Origin of the sequence: Aggregatilinea sp., from assembly GCF_036822615.1 — a bacterium.
In the GTDB taxonomy this organism is placed as follows: domain Bacteria; phylum Chloroflexota; class Anaerolineae; order Aggregatilineales; family Aggregatilineaceae; genus Aggregatilinea.
On sequence record NZ_DAISHJ010000036.1, the window covers coordinates 1 to 16,290 of the forward strand.

The following is a 16,290-nucleotide window of genomic DNA, read 5'->3' on the forward strand; positions in this document are numbered from 1 at the left end:
AACCTGCAATTCGGGATCGTCAGCGGCGAACAGGTTGTGCTGGCGCGCGCCAACGATCGCCCGGTCGTCTACGTGTTCGAGTGGTTTCACCGCTTTCCGGTGGGGATTGTATCGGCTGCCGACCTCGACATCACCGAGCCGGATGACCTGACCGGGCGCATCGTCGGCATTCCGGGGTTCTATGGCGCGAGCTACATCGGGCTGCGCGCATTGCTGGCCGCGGAGAGCATGACCGAGGACGATCTGGGAGAGCTGCGTGCCATCGGCTACACCGCCGCTGAAAACGTGTGTGAGCGTGCGGTCGATGCGGCTGTGGTCTACATCGTCAACGAGCCGCTGACCATCGAAGACAGCTGTTTCCCGGTCAACGTCATCGACGTGTCCGACTACACGACGCTCGTTTCGAACGGGCTGATCACCAATGAAAAGACCATACAGGACGACCCCGATCTGGTGCGCGGCATGGTGCGCGCCCTGCAGCGCGGGATAGCCGACGTGATTGCCGATCCGGACGCGGCGTTCGAGGTGAGCGTGCCAGAGTACGTCCCCGACCTGCCCGAAGACCAGTACGACACGCAGCGGCAGGTGCTGTACAACTCGGTCGAGTTGTGGCGGTCGGACGAACTGGGCTACATCTCGGCGGCGGCGTGGGAACAGACGCAGGCGATTCTGCTCGACGCGGGGTTGCTGTCGGCGCCTCTGGACGACCTGGACGCCAGCTATACCATGGACTTTCTGCCGGACTGACGTCATAGACCGTGACGTACGGTGATATTCGTCTGATTGCCGAACCGTCAACTACATATGAGCTGGTTTCATGGCGGGGATTCTGTCTCTAGACCTGTCTCGCGGTGCTGAACTTTGACGCGATGGAGACGTCGCTGACTCAGAATGATGACATGGCCCAGACATTCGCGTCTCGCACTGCCAATGAATCGCTCGCAGATCGCACTGGCTTGCGATGCCTTCAGCGGAGTGATGAGCGCCTCAATCTGACGATCCTCGGCTCGCGCCACAATACACGACCTTGCACGAGCCCAATTCCACGATGAAGTACACAAATACCGTTCGTTTCGTCAGACGGAAGAAGCGCCGGTTTCTTCCCGCAGACGCTGCACATCGCGCATCGGTGGTTCGCCGAAGAGGCTCTTATATTCCCGATTGAAGTGGGCGGCATCGTTGTAGCCGACACTATAAGCGGCCTGTGTTGCGTCGAGGTCTTCACCTAGCATCAGGCGGCGTGCCTCTTGCAGCCGCAGCCGCTTTTGAAATTGCAGCGGACTCAACGCCGTGACAGATTTGAAGTGGTGGTGAAAACTTGAGACACTCATTCCCAGTTCTTGCGCAAGCTCTTCAATACGCACGGGCTGGTTGAAATTCTGCCGGAGGCGCTCAACGGCTTTAACGATGTTGGGTGTGTGTTCTCTTGAGATAGTGAGATGGCAGAGTCTGCTTCCCTGATCACTCCTCAACAGGCGATAGATGATTTCCCGCGTGATCAGGGGCATGAGGATGCGCGCTTCGGCAGGGGACTCCACCAATCTGACGAGGCGCACAATCGCATCCAGCAAATCTGCACCCAGGGGGCTGACATCAATCGCGCGCGCATCGACTCCGCTGGCTGAGATGGGCTGCCCTGTCTCCACCATCACTGAGCCAACCAGGGTTGGGGACAGTTCCAGCCTTAGGCTGAGGTAGGGCCGTTCCCTGGATGCTTCCAGCACCTGGCTCACTCGCGGTAACTCAAGTGTAGTGAGGAGGTAGTTGAACGGATCGTACTGGTAGCGGTTGTCACCCACAAAGACCACCTTGCTGCCCTGCGCAATCACACAAAACGAGGGTTCGAGTACACTGTGAATGCGCTCCGAAGGTGTGGAGAGGCGACCTAGATGCAGCCCCGGCAGGGGTTGGATGAGGCCATCTTCGGGAATAGTCCGCGCTATCCGTTCGACTAGCTCTTCACGATCTGCTTGTATCCGCTGCGCTTCGCGTTCTGCTTGCTGATGAGTACTCATATCCATGGAACTCTCTATATCTGGTCACGCGACTATCTGTAGGATTATATAGCCATTCCGGATAATTCTACAATCAATTTATGTCTATTTCTTTATAATGAGCGTCAGATACCTATATTTTCTCTCCATATATGCGGATTTTATGGAGTTTTATTTAAGAACAGAGCACGCGCAAGTATTCATGGGGGGGCGGAAAATGAATATCAAAAGACGCTGCACACTATTATCCTCCATGCTGTTGGTGGGATGCGGTTTTTCGCGGCCTCAGTTCCAACTAAGGACCACCCGTTTTTGGGCAGGTGGTGCTTGTGCGTTTGACTCCTGTTCGCTTTCGGCTCACATCTCCGGTTGTTTGTCGGGTGCCTGCAGCACCGGTTTTTGCTGCCACTGGCGGAAGTCCGTATCAGGTGCTGAAGACGACACGAACAGCCGGAGCTCGATGAGGCCGGTGACTCCGACTGCTTGCTCTAGCACTGGAGTGCTGTACATTCCAGTCCCGCGCCAGCCGCCCGGATGCCAGCGGGCTGTAGGGGAGCAGGGCGATCCCCTGGTCCGCCGTCTTCGCGGTAGATGAGGTTGTAGTGATTCTGCATCGAGATAAAGCGCGTCCAGCCGTGCCTGTCGGCGACGTTCAACGCCTTGTGGAACTGCCATGCGTACATCGCTGACGCGCCGATATAACGCGCCTTGCCCGCCTTCACGACGTCGTGCAGCGCTTCCATCGTCTCTTCGATGGGGGTGCGGTAATCCCAGCGGTGGATGATGTAGAGGTCTATGTAATCCATCCCCAACCGCTGAAGGCTGTGGTCGATCTCGCTCAGGATGTGCTTGCGCGACAGGCCGCCGCCATTTGGCCTCTGGCGCACGGGGACGAAGACTTTCGTGGCGACGACCACTTCATCCCGATTGGCGAAATCCTTCACGGCCCGTCCGAGGATTTCCTCGCTCTTGCCATTCGAATAGGCATTGGCCGTATCAAAGAAGTTGATGCCGAGATCCAGCGCACGCTGGATGATGTCGCGGCTGCCCGTTTCGTCGAGGGTCCATGCGTTATGGACGCCGCCCTCCACTTTGCCGAAGCTCATGCAGCCCAGGCAAATTGGGGAGACTTCCAGGCCAGTGTTTCCCAGTTTCACGTAATCTATGTTTGTGCTCCTGATGTAGAGATCTAACGCGGCACGAGCTTGATCGTCGCCGCCCGCACGTCAGGGGTGACCATGGGGGCAACGTATTGTGGGTAGTGGCGATACTTGGTGAGATACGCCTTGTCGATCTGGTCGTTGAGGTCAGAATCGGACACGTCCACAAACGTGACGTCTTTTTCGACACCCCCGGCCCAGATCCGCCCTTCATGCCGCATCTGCATGCTGCGAAACCAGGCCCCGTCGCGCCCGTTCGCGGACCGGACGTAGAGATTGTCGCCAACGCGGACGACCCAGATGATCACCCGCTTGCGCAGCGTATCGTCCCGCTTCAGGGATGCGATTCGCAGTTCTTCGGCAGCGTCAATTTTGTCGAGTTCCGCATTTGTCCAGGCCATCATCAACTCGCTTCCTAATACCGGTTCCCAACCACCGAGATTTGGGCCATGGCGTCTTTGATTTCGTTGAGATCGGCGGCAGTCAGTTCGATATCAACCGATCCAAGATTTTCATCCAGGCGTTCAAGCTTGCGTGAGCCGGGGATCGGTACGATCCAGGGTTTCTGCGCCAACAGCCACGCCAGCGCGATCTGCGCCGGAGTTGCGTCTTTTTCCGCGCCGATTCGCTCCAACAGATCGACCACCACCTGATTGGCTTCGATCGCCTCGGGTGTAAAGCGAGGATTGCGGGCGCGAATATCGGTATCGGCGTAGGTTGTCTTTTCGGTAATCTTGCCGGTCAGATAGCCCCGTCCCAGTGGACTATAGGGCACCAGGCCAATGCCAAGTTCCTCACAGGTGGGTAGGATTTCTTCTTCAATCGGTGTCCACCAAATTGAGTATTCACTTTGCAGCGCCGCGACCGGCTGTACGGCATGAGCACGGCGGATCTGCTCAGCATTTGACTCGGAAAGCCCAAAGTGCTTCACCTTACCCTCTTGAATCAAGTCCTTGACCGCGCCTGCCACATCTTCAACAGGCACATTCGGGTCTGGACGATGTTGATAGAACAGATCGATAGCGTCGACCTTTAGCCGCTTGAGCGATTCTTCAGCGACACGTTTGATCTGTTCGGGGCGGCTGTCCAGGCCAACGGTAGGATGTGGGCCATCAGGGCCGTGTTTGAAGCCAAACTTAGTGGCAATTACGACCTGCCCTTTGAACGGTTCCAACGCCTCGCCGACCAGATCCTCGTTGGTAAAGGGGCCGTAGACTTCCGCCGTGTCAAAGAACGTCACGCCACGATCAACGGCCTGATGCAGAAAATCGATCATGTCCTGGCGGCTGCCAACCGGCGCATCGCCGAACGTCATGCGCATACAGCCCAGCCCAAGCGCTGAGACTTCCAAACCACTGTTGCCCAGTTTACGTGTTTGCATGTTTTGTCTCCGGTTATTGAACTCAGGACTGAACCACGATTAACCTTGATGTCGCTCTGTTCCATCTCCTCGGCAGCCTTGCTATCGAGACGCTTTGACTGACTGGAATGGGGTGCGCTGCCTGGGCAAGCCTGTGTCCGGTGTTCCGTCACGATTCTGTTTTCTAGCTGGAGATCGAACAACTCGAACGCAATACCGTCGGAGGTACGATTGCGGAGTCAGCTACCGCCATAAACCGGGAACATACTGGCCTCGCCATAGTTCTCGATTTGCGGCACGTTCTTCAAACGGTCCATGTCCGCGTCAGAGATGACGAAATCCACGTCCGCATTGTTTTTCATATGCTCCGGATTCGCCGTCTTGGGGAGGGCAAGCAGACCGAGCTGCAGAACGTAGCGAATACCGAGCTGCGGAATCGTCACCCCATAGGCCCTGGCGATTTCTGCAACCCCCTGGTTTTTCAGCAATTCTCCGTGCGCCACCGGTGAATACGCTTCAACCAGGATGCCTTTGTCCTGGGTGTGTTGAATCAGCTCGTGCGGCGTATTGCTGATATGTACCAGGATCTGATTGACCATCGGGCTGACAGAGCTGGACTCAAGGATGTTGTCGAGGTCCGCTTTTTCGAAGTTCGAAACGCCGATGGCACGGAGTTTTCCTGCTTTATAGGCTTGCTCAAGCGCTCTCCAGGCTTCGCGGTTGCCCTCGAAGTAGCGGTCATCTTCTCCGAACTGTCGCCAGGGTTGCGGGCTGTGAATAATCATCATATCGATGTAATCCAACCCCATGGTCCGGAGCGATTGATCGATCGATGACACTGCCTGCTGGTAGGACTTGACTTCTGCGGCAAGCTTGGTGGTGATGAACAGGTCGTCCCGGTTCACACCGGCGGCTCTGATCCCCTCGCCAACGCCACGCTCATTTTGATAGGCCTGCGCCGTATCGATGTGGCGGTATCCAATTTCTGCCGCGTCCTTCACGGCCTGGACGACATCCTGATCGCTGATGAACCACGTTCCGAGACCCAGCTTCGGAATCTCTACGCCGTTAGATAGCGTGTAGTTTTCTTCGAGAATCACAGCATACATCCCCTACACTCGTTTTGTCGATCGTCTGAGTTGCTTATATCTGCCAGCGCTTCGGTCACTTATTCGGGTTGATATTGCTCGTCGCTGACGTGTTCCATCCAGTCGGCAGCTTTGCCATCGAGATATTCCTGAATGGCGATATGCGTCATGGCGGTGGTGGGCGCAGCCCCGTGCCAGTGTTTTTCCCCTGGCGCGAATTGGACCACATCCCCAGGCTGAATTTCCTCGACGAGGCCACCCCAGCGCTGCACCCGCCCGGTGCCGTACGTCACGATCAGGGTTTGGCCCAGCGGATGGCTGTGCCACGCGGTCCGCGCGCCGGGTTCAAACGTCACATAAGCGCCGCCTGCGCGTGCCGGTTCGTTTGGCGCGAACAGGGGATCGATGCGCACCGTGCCGGTGAACCATTCCGCAGGCCCCTTTCCTGACGGTAATTTGCCGTTTTTTGTGATACCCATCTTCTCAACCCCTTGCCCATTGCTCCATTTACGCTTAGATGAAATTCTAGAAAGTTCGTAAAAGTAAAGGGTGCTTCCTCTTGTTAAGGCCCATTATAGAGGGGGATAAAGCAAAACGATTGTAGAATTATCCAGGATGATTGTATGATTCTGTGGCGATCCGCATGGGACGTAAGGACGAGATTGTTATGAGTGCGGTTAATCAACAGCACTTAGCACGTGGGGCGCAACGCTTGTAAGCAAATCGTGAGGAGCGGGGCCAACGGGTACGCGGGACATCCCCGACGATGGCGCTCCAAGCCGCTTCAGGGATTCTTCTGGGCTGTCTTTTTTCACGCCTTCGCAGCGGCTCCACAGCTTGTTGGAGGCATCGTTCTGTGTGGTCGCACAGGGCAGCAAGGTGGCCCTTGTGGGGAGCAACCACCAGTACGAGATATTGCACGGCATTCGTTGGGACGCCAAATACGCCACGTGGAACAATTTCACTGGAAAACCGGTAGACGGGTATGAAGTCCACCGCATAGTGGGAACCCACGCTTTGGCTGAGGCGCTGCTGGAGGTGCAGGGAAAAGCAGCGGCTTTAGGATACGGCCTGCTTCTCTGGGACGGTTACCGTCCTCAACGCGCGATAAAGCGTTTTTTGTATTGGTCGGCGCAGCCGGAAGATGGCCGTACAAAAGAAAAACATTACCCCAATATAGACCGAGCCGAGATGATTACAAAGGGCTTCGTGGCGTCCAAATCAGGCCACAGTTGTGGAAGTGCGGTTGATCTTACGCTTTATCGGTTGGATACGAAGTTGCTTGTTCCTATGGAAAGCGACTTCGATTTTATGGATGAGCGGTCACACCATACGTCAAAAGGAATCCCACCCAATGAAGTGGAAAATCGCCGGTTCTCATGGAATCCAGCGGATTTGAGTCATATATCTATGAGTGGCGGCACTACGTATTGAAAAACGAACCGTACCCCGACAGCTATTTTGATTTCCCTATTTCAAATGAAATGTTAAGCCGTTCGGGTAGTGGATTGGACAATGGATACACCCGCTAAACCTCGCGGATGAATTTCATCGATGATTAGCACCCTGTCTTGTACTATTTCTGTCTCCGTACGGTAAAGCGATACCAGGAAGTCCCGATACCGCTTTACCGTTTGCGTGCCGCTTTGAGCCGCTTGCGGCTCATTTGTCCGCTACCCCTTTCTTTTCACCTCCAAAATCCGGGATAACACATGTTGTTCAGGTGCCCAACAGGTTACAACGCAGGTTTGATGTTCTGGTTCAGCCGGAACAGGTTAGCCGGATCGTATCTGGTCTTCAGCGCCACCAGACGATTGTAGTGTGCGCCGTAAGCATCCTTGACCAGTTGTTCGCCCTCTTCTCCCAATCCGGCGAAGTTGACGTACAAGCCACCGGTGGAGTAGGGCTCCATCTCGGCAAGGTACGCGCGTGAGTAGGCGAGCACGTCCTCCGTTTCAGCGGGATCGTCCCAGATAGCGTCCACACTGAACAGGTAGTTCTCATTCCGTCCCATAAACGCCGTCGTTTCAGCAGAAGCCCTGCGCATAGCGCCGCCATTGTGCCAGATCACAATGAGAATCGACGGTGAAGGGGGATTTGCTCCCCGGGGAATGAGTGCGTCGATCGTGTCGTCGTCCAGACGCTTCAGGTAACGCGACTTGAAGTAGTACTGGCGCTGCCTCGCAGGGAAAAACTGGTCAAAGCCTTGCTGGATGCTCGTCCAGGGCAGATGTCCGCTCAAATCCAGGAAAGGCGTGCCCATCTCCCGTAACGGGCGGGTGATGCGTTCTCCTTCTTCCAGAGGGCCAGTATATACACCGCCAAAAATCACCGCGCGTTTGCCGTGATACTCTGCGGGGAAGTCCGGCACAGCCGGGACGGTCCAGAAGTAGGCGGTAGAAGACAGTGCTTCGGGCGCATCCTGCATAAAGTCGCGCCACTTTGGCAGCAGTTCCTTCGCGTCCTCAACCGGATACCACGGCATAGCCAGGGTTACCATCGGCCCTACCGGGTGCAGGCGATACTCGAACGACGTGACGACACCAAAGTTGCCCCCGCCGCCGCGCAGCCCCCAGAACAGATCCGCATTCTCGTTCTCGCTTGCGGTGAGATATTCGCCACTGGCAGTTACCAGATTGACCGATAGCAGGTTGTCGATGGTCAGGCCGTGTTTACGGCGCAGCCAGCCCAGGCCGCCGCCCAGAGTCAGTCCAGCAATTCCCGTGGTCGAGACCACGCCCCCAGGCGCAGCCAGCCCAAAGACCTGGGTTTCCCGGTCCAGCTCTCCCCACGTAACGCCGCCGTCTGCGCGAGCGGTACGCTTAACGGGATCGACGTGAATGCCTTTCATGGCAGAAAGATCGATGACCAGTCCGCCGTCGCAGGTCGCGTGCCCAGCGACGTTGTGCCCACCACCTCGCACCGCAACCAGAATGTTATGCTCTCGGGCGAAGTTCACTGCCGCAATGACATCCGCAACACCTGTGCAGCGCGCAATCATAGCCGGGTACTTATCGATCATCCCGTTCCAGACACGACGAGCTGCATCGTACTCTGGATGTGAGGGCAGTATCACCTGGCCTCGCATCGCCTGCTGCAGCGCCAGTGCTTTATCGGTCAGCGCGGCGTTTTGGTTAGGGAAGACTTCAACTGTCATTGTATTTCTCCTGTCTACCTGTTTTGTGAACGGTGATGGATAGAGCCGCAATATGGCTGCGTTCTTGATGTTCACAAACGTAAGGCAATAGAGGGAGGAGAATCATCACCCTTATGGGTGAATTTGGATTCATACTATCGTTACCATTTCCCAGTACCCTTGTGTTACACTGTGTTTTACTGCGCTAAACGCCTGTTCCAAATCGCCATCTGAGTGTCAATTGCCAAGCGGGAGACCCAAGACAATGCCGGATGCTGAGGTCCAGGCACAACTACACCATTTGCCGGTGCAGCCAACTGCCTACATTGGTCGGGAGGACGAGATCGCGCAGGTGACGGAACTGCTGGCAGATTCCCACTGCCGTCTGTTGACACTGACGGGGGAGGGTGGCATCGGCAAAACCCGGCTGGCAGTCGAGGTTGGGGTACGACTATCAGGATACTATCCCAACGGCGTTCACTTCGTGGATTTGCAGGCATCTTATACCTCCGATGTGTTCCTCCAGGTGATTGCAGATACGCTCAACTGCCCGTTTTCAGGGCACCAGAGCGCCTTTGAACAACTGCTCCACTTTTTACGCGAAAAGGACATGCTACTCTTGCTGGATAACTTCGAGCAGCTACTGCCGGAGCAGGCGGAAGTGCTGGTGAGTGACCTGCTCAATGGGTGCCCCGGCCTCACTATCCTGGTGACCTCGCGGGAAGTGCTTAATCTGCGACAGGAACGGGTGTGTCGTGTCCCTGGGCTGTCCTTTCCGCAGGAACAGACGGTTGAAGCAGCGGAAAAGTACGATGCCATACAATTATTCGTCGAACGTGCCCGTCATATACGCTCGGACTTCCTGATCGAGAACGACCTTCCGCACGTTCTTCAGATTTGCCAACTGGTCGAAGGGATGCCGCTGGCCCTGGAGCTTGCTGCCTGCTGGCTGAAAGTGCTGCCCTGCCAGGCTATTGCCAAGGAGATCCGTCAGAACCTCGACTTTCTCAACAGCCATCAGCACGATCTTCCCGCACGCCATCACAGCATCCGCGCCGTGTTTGAACAGTGCTGGAAGCTGTTATCGCCCCAGGAAGAGGCGGTCATCAATCGTCTGTCGGTCTTCAAAGGCGGGTTTCGCCGTGAAGCCGCCGAGCAGGTGGCGGGCGCGACATTGAACACGCTGTTACTGCTCACCGATAAATCGCTGCTGCGGCTGGAAGCGAGCGGGCGCTTTCACATTCACGAGCTGGTGCGCCAGCACGCCGCCGATCAGATAGACGAAACCGATACCCTGCTCGATGCGCACTGCGCGTATTACGCCGATTTTCTTTATAGTCGCAATGAGGCTTTGCACGGGGGCCGCCAGATCGGTGCCAGCAATGAAATCGCGGAGGAGCTGGACAATATCCGAGCGGCGTGGGCATGGGCGGTCAAACGAAGCAATGTCGAGGCTCTGCACCGGATGACCGAATCCTATGCCGTCTTTTGCCAGTTTCACGGACGGTATCAGGAGGCGTATCAGGCCGCCTACAGCGCAAGCGCACACTTGATGAGTCTGGAGGCGACCCGCGAAACCGATCTGGCACTGGGTTACCTTTTCTCGTTGCTGGGATGGATGTACGTTCGTCTGGGGAAGTTAGAGAACGCTGAAGCATCATTTGATCAGTGCGAGACAGTTTTCAGGCGGCTGAATATTTCCCCTAGTTTGAGCTATGCGCTTGATCCATCGCTTGGAAAGGCGGTTGTTGCGCTGGTGCGCGGTGACTACAGCGATGCGGAGCAGCTGGCAGAACAGGCACGGCAGCGGGCAGAAATCTCTCACAGCCCATCGAATCTGAGTGTGGCCTGCCGCACACTGGCAGAAACCTACCTGCGCCAGGGTAAACACGATCAGGCGCATCAATACGCACTGAGAGCCTACCAGATTTGCGAAGAAGCGGACGACCGGTGGTTCATGACGTACTGCCTGACGACTCTGGGTGAGGTCGCGCTTGAGATGCAGGCGTATGCCGCCGCCAAGCGGCATTTTGAATCGGCTCATACGTTGCGGCAGAAATTCCGCGATCCGGAGGGTATGGCGCTGGTGTTGGCTTACCTGGGCGATACGGCCCTTCAGCAGCAGGCATTCGACGAAGCGCTTCAAAATTACAATGAGAGCCGGGCTCTATACCAGCAAATCAACGATCCGGGCGGGCTGGCGAAAACGTTGTGCGGCCTCAGCCGCATACACCTTTCGCTTCAAGATTACCCGGCTGCCAGCGAAACTTGCCGGAAGGCTTTGCAAATCGCCGTGTCAATTCAATACGTGCCGGTTTTACTGCAACTGCTGATCATCGCGGGCGAACTCTGTTATACGGCTCAAAGCCAATCCACAGGATTGGAAATCCTGGCGTTGGTTACGAATCACGTGGCGGCTAATCATTCCAGTAGAACGGCGGTGCAGCAGTTCCTGGCTTCGCATGGCATTGCTGAGCTGCCCGTCCTGCTCACCGGCTACAATCTGCAAACCATTGACTCGCTCTCGCAAATGGCAACAAACATCGAGTGGGCGCTTCTAGAAATCGAAGACACGCTGCGAGCGAAACCCCAGCAGACCTTGTTGCCCGCACGAATGGATAATCAACCGCTAGTCGATCCGTTAAGTCACCGCGAGCTTGAGGTGCTGGCGTGCATCGCCTCCGGGCTGCAGAACCGTGAGATAGCCGATCGGCTCGTCGTCTCGCTGAATACAGTTAAGACGCATATCAACAACATCTATTCGAAGTTGAGCGTTACCAACCGGGTGCAAGCGGTCATCCGCGCCCGCGAACTGGAGATTCTTGAATAACTTGAATCACCTGAAAGGGTGATGACTCTCCACCCCCCACACCTCCTATACTGTGCTCGACGTTCGAGAACACTGCTCAGGAGGAAACATCCATGTCTACAAAATTCGCACTACGAACCATGACAGCACTGGCGCTGATGCTGGCGATCTGTCTTGGTGCCTTATCTGTTGCCGCTCACGGCGAGGGGGGTACAGCGCCTAACGGTTTGTTCTTCATCGATTATCGGAACCTCAACGGCGGGGCTGACGGGGTGGCCCTGGTCAACCTCGATCCCGAGTCGGAGGGGTTTGGTGAAGTTCTTCAGACGCTTGAGCTGGGCGAAGGCGTGCTGCCACACCACCTCTACTACAATCACGATCAGTCGCGGTTGTATAACACGGCGCTCGGCGGTTCTTTCCTGTACGAGCTGATCCTGGAACGCGACGCTGGCGGTGTGCCGACTCTCACTGAAGCTGTGCCTGTCGATACCGGCGATAATATCGTGGGTGAAGACATGTACTTCACGGAGGACGGTTCGTACTTCTGGCTAACCTTCATCGGCGGGTCTGGCGGCGACCGGGATGGAACCATCGGGCTATTCGATGCCAAGACCAACGAAATGGTCCGGACTACCGTTGCGCCCGAACCGAAGGATCCGGCGAGCGGCCAGCCGTTCATCCTTTACCCGCATGGGATCTCGGCAAGTGAAGCCCTCGGCTACATGCTGGTGACCTCAACCATTCACCCGGATCTCACTACCGGCATGGGCAACACTGTGACGGTGCTCGACATGGAAACCGGTGAACCGGTACAGACCGTCCTCGTGTCCGAGTCGTGGGATGTGTTGACCCAACCCGTGGAAGTCTTGATGCTGCGTGACGGTTACCCGTCCTATGCTCTGGTCACCACGATCAACGACGGTGGTGTGTGGATTGCGCCATTCGACGAAGAGATGGGCCGTCTGGGCGAATTCACGAAGGTCGTTGACGGCAGCGCCGATGGATTGGGGGTTGCCCTCGAGTTCTACATCGGCCCGGGCGAAGATCCTGAGAGCGATAAAGACCAACTGCTCTACATCAGCTTTGCGGTGCCCGGCGTCGTGAATGCCTACAGTCTGGATAACCTGCCGGAACTGGAATTGGTGAAGACTTTCCAGGCTGAGCCAGGCGCGCACCACTTCGGCTTCTTCCAGACCGAGTCTGGGCGCGAGGCGATGGTGATTCAAAACAACCTGCTCAATGCCGAGGGGATCAACGCGGGCACCTTGACGATTGTGGACATTCACAGCGGTGAGCAGTTGGGCCGCGTTGACCTACCGAGCGATTACGGCATTCTGCCCGAATCCCTTGAATCCGCGATGGGGAATGCACACTACGTCCATCACTGATGCAGGTTCAGCCCACACGTTGAATTGACCTTGAAGAGGACCTCGGTTAGCGCTCCCTGCTAATCGAGGTCGTTTTGATAAGCGTAATGTGAGAACCTATCCACGCCTCTGTTTTACTTCTTCGAGCTGTTCACTCAACTTTATGTTTTCCCTTTGTTGCACGCTAAGTAGCGCTTCTCATATCGACCATTTGATCCATCCGCAGATCATTCAGGTGCATCATGGTATTTACTTAACGAGATGGTATGGTGTGGATTGGAAGCTGCAAGCGATGTGTCACTTGCAACTTATTTTCTATTTATGTTCTTGTGATATTTCGCGGAGCCACGCGTGCGCATGCGTTTTTGGGGATGGAAAGGATTTGTATGTCACGTTTACCCGCTTGGTTTACTCCTATGGCAACGACCGTTGCCATCTTGATTGCCGCACTATTGCTGGCCGGTATTATGTCTGTGCCGTATCGCGCCACCCGTGCCCCGAAGGCTGCGATCAGCCGCGGTTGCACTGGAATACCAAAAACACAACGCGCTTCACTGGGACTGATCCGGCTGAGGTCTCCAGCCGCGTGGGCCGGGCCGTCTATCCCGCTGGCGAAAACGGAACAAGCCCCGACATGGTGCTGTTGTACAATCCCGAGGATTGGCAAAGTGGTTTGCAGGCGGCGAGTCTGCTCAAGCCGCTCAATGCGGTGTTGTTACCGGGCGTTGATGGCATCGCAGCCGAGATCGAGCGCCTTGCGCCTCCCGGCAGCGACACCTTTGACGGTGCGCAGGTCGTAACCCTGGCCGGTGCCGCTGCACCTGAGGGAGAGTTTTCCAGTACGGCGCTCGCTGCTGGCGTGGCCGCTGCTGGTCGGCCCGTTTGGCATCCCACTGTACTACCTGACGCACAACCGCCCGCTCATCCGGCACATCATTAATGATCGTCAGTGGCTACATTGCAACCACACTCGACCTGTCGCTGTTCCCCAACGAGAGAAGCCTGTTTTGGCTGGGTGCGCCGATGATCATCGTTATGATCATCAATTACGTTGTGGCGGTAGTTGTATCGTGGCCGCTGTTCCAGACATCGATGTTGTCTATTGTTTTATGGCGAATCGCACGGAGCCACGCTGCCCAAAGAGATCATTTACCCGGTCACTGAGGAAGAAAACACGCCCGGCGCGGTGATCCTGATCAACCGCAATTACCTTGCCGACGCGATGGCTGTGGCCAGCCGCGTCCAGCACTTTCCGGTGGTTTTAGGGTGGGAGAAAACGGGGTGGAATGCCTACTCGTTTTTAACACGCTCATAGCCTCAGCTGCTTTCGCGTATAAGGCGCAACAATTGGGGCAACGGCCCTCAGTAGGTATGCCCGCGATCTGAGTTAGGATCGCGGGCATAAAAGTTAACAGCATCTACGGGTTCAGTGCTCGCCGGGCTGCGTATTTTCAGGACGCACTTACGGTACCCAATTTGATATGATGGTCAAGTACTTGGTCGGTTCTTGAGGATCGTTGGTGTTCAGATGCACACGGAACTCGTGCGGCCCGCCCATGTCCCCATGCATCATGAACGAGAGTGAAACAGTGGCCTCGTGGCCGGGCTCAATGGTCGTCGAACTGACGACAGCGCGAGGCGGTCAACAGCCTTCCACGAGTTCGACTCGCGGCTCTCCTGACACCACCAACGGTTCGTCGCCGACGTTGCGTACCGTGTACACCGTGTTCACGGTTGTGCCCAGCTTGACATCACCGTAGTCGATGACCTCATCCTGTACGATCTCGACGCGCGGCGCACCGGTCACTTCCGGCTCGAAATTGGGATCGAACGACTGTTGGCTGGGTGCGTCATTTTGACGCGAAGCCAGCGCCAGTGCGGCGACGATTAGCACCACGCCGCCGGCAATGCCGCCTAGAATCCACTTCGTCCCGATACTGCGTCGCTTTTGTTTAGCGTTTGCCATACATGACCTCCTGAGTTGCCTGCAAGCTATATCCACTATAGGACATCGGCTTGCGATTGGCATGCGCCAAATGGCGTGTTCCGATGGACACAACCGGCTACTTATTCAGCTCGTAGATCGGATATGTTCGGCAGTTTTCTCAGATTGGCCGGGCAAGTGCTGCTGTCTTTCGACAATGCGTGCGAGCTTGAGGTCAACTTCACGCGCGGTGCTCTGTGCTGAACGGGCGATCAGTATGAATACCGGGGCAGCAAACGGTAGGGCGTTGAACAACCCGTAGGCGACGAGAAAGGGCACTAACCAGCGACGCATGATGGAGTGGGTCACAGCCAGTGGTCGCAGGTTGGTTTGGCTTTTTGCGTGCATATAAGCTATCCCTTTAACTCGTGGGAAAACCGATCCCAAGATGCACTGCTCTGGTTGGCACCCGTTAACTCACGGGATCGGTTTTGCGCCAAACGGCGGTGACAGGAGTGCTCAACCTCCTTAACGTGTGTGGTCCAACTGAACGGGATGCTGCCTGTTAAGGGCGGGGTGAGTTGTAGAAGGAGCAGTTTATTTATCGATTAACTCGCGTCCACTGTCCTGCCAGGCGACCAAGCCGCCCGGTACGTCCCAGACTTGAGTGTATCCCTGCTCAATGAGCGCTCGGCTGGCCTGTTCGCTCATATTGCCGCTACGGCAGTAGAGAATAACCGGCGTGTCCTTACTGGGGATCGCGGCTGTTAGTGCTTCGAGATCGTTATAAGGAATGTTGGTGTCTGTGTTGGCCACTTCGCCCGCGTAAGGAATGTGTACATTGATGATCTGGTAGTCGTCTGCGCGATTCTCGACGATGGCGGCAAACTCATCAATCGTGAGTGTTTGATAGGTTCCGCCTGGAAATTCAATGGCGGACTCTGTTCCGCTCTGTTCCGGCGAGTTCTGGTTTGTGCTGCCACCGTTGTTGTCACTGCTCATGGACGAACCACAGGCTGATAAGAGAAGCGCTGCGACGACTGCGCTGATTAGTAGGAAGAGAACGTTTTTGCGGCTCATCGTATCCTCACTCGATGCTTCCTTGAATTTTGGAATAACAATAATGACAGATCTGTGTATTTAAATCTATGCGCCAAAATGCGTATACCTTTGCTGGTGGGATTGGTTTTTGAGCTGGATGCGGCTTGTTTTAAGGGAGTGCTCGTTACGGACTGCATGGAGATGAAGGCGATTACGAATGCATATGGGCCGGGGGAGTCAGCCGTTCTGCCGCGCTGGCCGAACAAGTTGACGTCCTGGTGATTGCAACGCGCAGTGCCCATTTGAACTCGATGCAACGCGCTCACATTCAAGATCTGATCGCCTCAAACCCACGTACGGTTCTGATATGTTTGCGCAACCCGTATGATGCAGGCGTAGTGCAGAGTGCGG

General features: G+C 56.0%; 13 protein-coding genes and 2 pseudogenes. 6 read left to right on the forward strand and 9 right to left on the reverse strand.

Annotated elements, in window-relative coordinates; translation table 11 throughout:
- Positions 1 to 747 (forward strand): ABC transporter substrate-binding protein (locus V7116_RS12350; protein WP_324392235.1); only part of this gene is annotated, 747 nt, incomplete at its 5' end.
- A 329-nt stretch (positions 748 to 1,076) separates the two neighbouring features.
- Here the strand turns inward: V7116_RS12350 and V7116_RS12355 are convergent.
- The 6 genes and pseudogenes from V7116_RS12355 to V7116_RS12380 form a co-directional block, all read right to left on the reverse strand.
- A complete protein-coding gene (locus tag V7116_RS12355; RefSeq protein ID WP_324392236.1) occupies positions 1,077 to 2,021 on the reverse strand; it encodes an AraC family transcriptional regulator in 945 nt (314 codons plus the stop codon).
- A 466-nt stretch (positions 2,022 to 2,487) separates the two neighbouring features.
- Positions 2,488 to 3,160, reverse strand: a pseudogene (locus tag V7116_RS12360) (aldo/keto reductase); the annotation flags it as partial.
- Between the two features lie 23 nt (positions 3,161 to 3,183).
- On the reverse strand, positions 3,184 to 3,558 hold the full coding sequence (locus V7116_RS12365) for a DUF2255 family protein (RefSeq protein ID WP_324392238.1): 375 nt from the start codon (positions 3,556 to 3,558) through the stop codon (positions 3,184 to 3,186).
- Positions 3,559 to 3,569: 11 nt separating this feature from the next.
- Entirely contained in the window at positions 3,570 to 4,535 is a 966-nt protein-coding gene (locus V7116_RS12370) for an aldo/keto reductase (RefSeq protein ID WP_324392239.1), read from the reverse strand.
- A gap of 218 nt (positions 4,536 to 4,753) precedes the next feature.
- The gene (locus tag V7116_RS12375; protein ID WP_324392240.1) at positions 4,754 to 5,614 is read right to left on the reverse strand and encodes an aldo/keto reductase; all 861 of its coding nucleotides are present in this window, start codon (positions 5,612 to 5,614) and stop codon (positions 4,754 to 4,756) included.
- A 68-nt stretch (positions 5,615 to 5,682) separates the two neighbouring features.
- Complete coding sequence (locus tag V7116_RS12380; protein WP_324392241.1) at positions 5,683 to 6,081, reverse strand: (R)-mandelonitrile lyase; 399 nt, start codon at positions 6,079 to 6,081, stop codon at positions 5,683 to 5,685.
- 409 nt (positions 6,082 to 6,490) lie between these two features.
- Here V7116_RS12380 and V7116_RS12385 point away from each other — a divergent pair.
- Positions 6,491 to 7,134, forward strand: a pseudogene (locus V7116_RS12385) (M15 family metallopeptidase).
- Between the two features lie 203 nt (positions 7,135 to 7,337).
- On the opposite strand, the gene V7116_RS12390 reads toward V7116_RS12385, so the two are convergent.
- Positions 7,338 to 8,759 (reverse strand): FAD-binding oxidoreductase, encoded by a 1,422-nt coding sequence (locus V7116_RS12390; RefSeq protein WP_324392242.1) that lies wholly within the window; start codon positions 8,757 to 8,759, stop codon positions 7,338 to 7,340.
- Positions 8,760 to 9,003: 244 nt separating this feature from the next.
- On the opposite strand from V7116_RS12390, the gene V7116_RS12395 reads away from it, so the two are divergent.
- The 4 genes from V7116_RS12395 (at position 9,004) to V7116_RS12410 (ending at position 14,229) form a co-directional block, all read left to right on the forward strand.
- Complete coding sequence (locus V7116_RS12395; RefSeq protein ID WP_324392243.1) at positions 9,004 to 11,568, forward strand: tetratricopeptide repeat protein; 2,565 nt, start codon at positions 9,004 to 9,006, stop codon at positions 11,566 to 11,568.
- Between the two features lie 251 nt (positions 11,569 to 11,819).
- On the forward strand, positions 11,820 to 12,935 hold the full coding sequence (locus V7116_RS12400) for a YncE family protein (RefSeq protein ID WP_324392244.1): 1,116 nt from the start codon (positions 11,820 to 11,822) through the stop codon (positions 12,933 to 12,935).
- Positions 12,936 to 13,185: 250 nt separating this feature from the next.
- Positions 13,186 to 13,854, forward strand: a complete 669-nt coding sequence (locus V7116_RS12405) for a hypothetical protein (RefSeq protein WP_324392245.1) — start codon at positions 13,186 to 13,188, stop codon at positions 13,852 to 13,854.
- A 162-nt stretch (positions 13,855 to 14,016) separates the two neighbouring features.
- Positions 14,017 to 14,229, forward strand: coding sequence for a hypothetical protein (locus tag V7116_RS12410; protein ID WP_324392246.1), 213 nt, complete (start codon positions 14,017 to 14,019; stop codon positions 14,227 to 14,229).
- Positions 14,230 to 14,556: 327 nt separating this feature from the next.
- Here the strand turns inward: V7116_RS12410 and V7116_RS12415 are convergent, their stop codons facing one another.
- Both V7116_RS12415 and V7116_RS12420 read right to left on the reverse strand, forming a co-directional pair.
- Positions 14,557 to 14,880 (reverse strand): hypothetical protein, encoded by a 324-nt coding sequence (locus V7116_RS12415; protein WP_324392247.1) that lies wholly within the window; start codon positions 14,878 to 14,880, stop codon positions 14,557 to 14,559.
- Positions 14,881 to 15,435: 555 nt separating this feature from the next.
- Positions 15,436 to 15,918, reverse strand: a complete 483-nt coding sequence (locus V7116_RS12420; RefSeq protein WP_324392248.1) for a rhodanese-like domain-containing protein — start codon at positions 15,916 to 15,918, stop codon at positions 15,436 to 15,438.
- Positions 15,919 to 16,290: the final 372 nt, after the last annotated feature.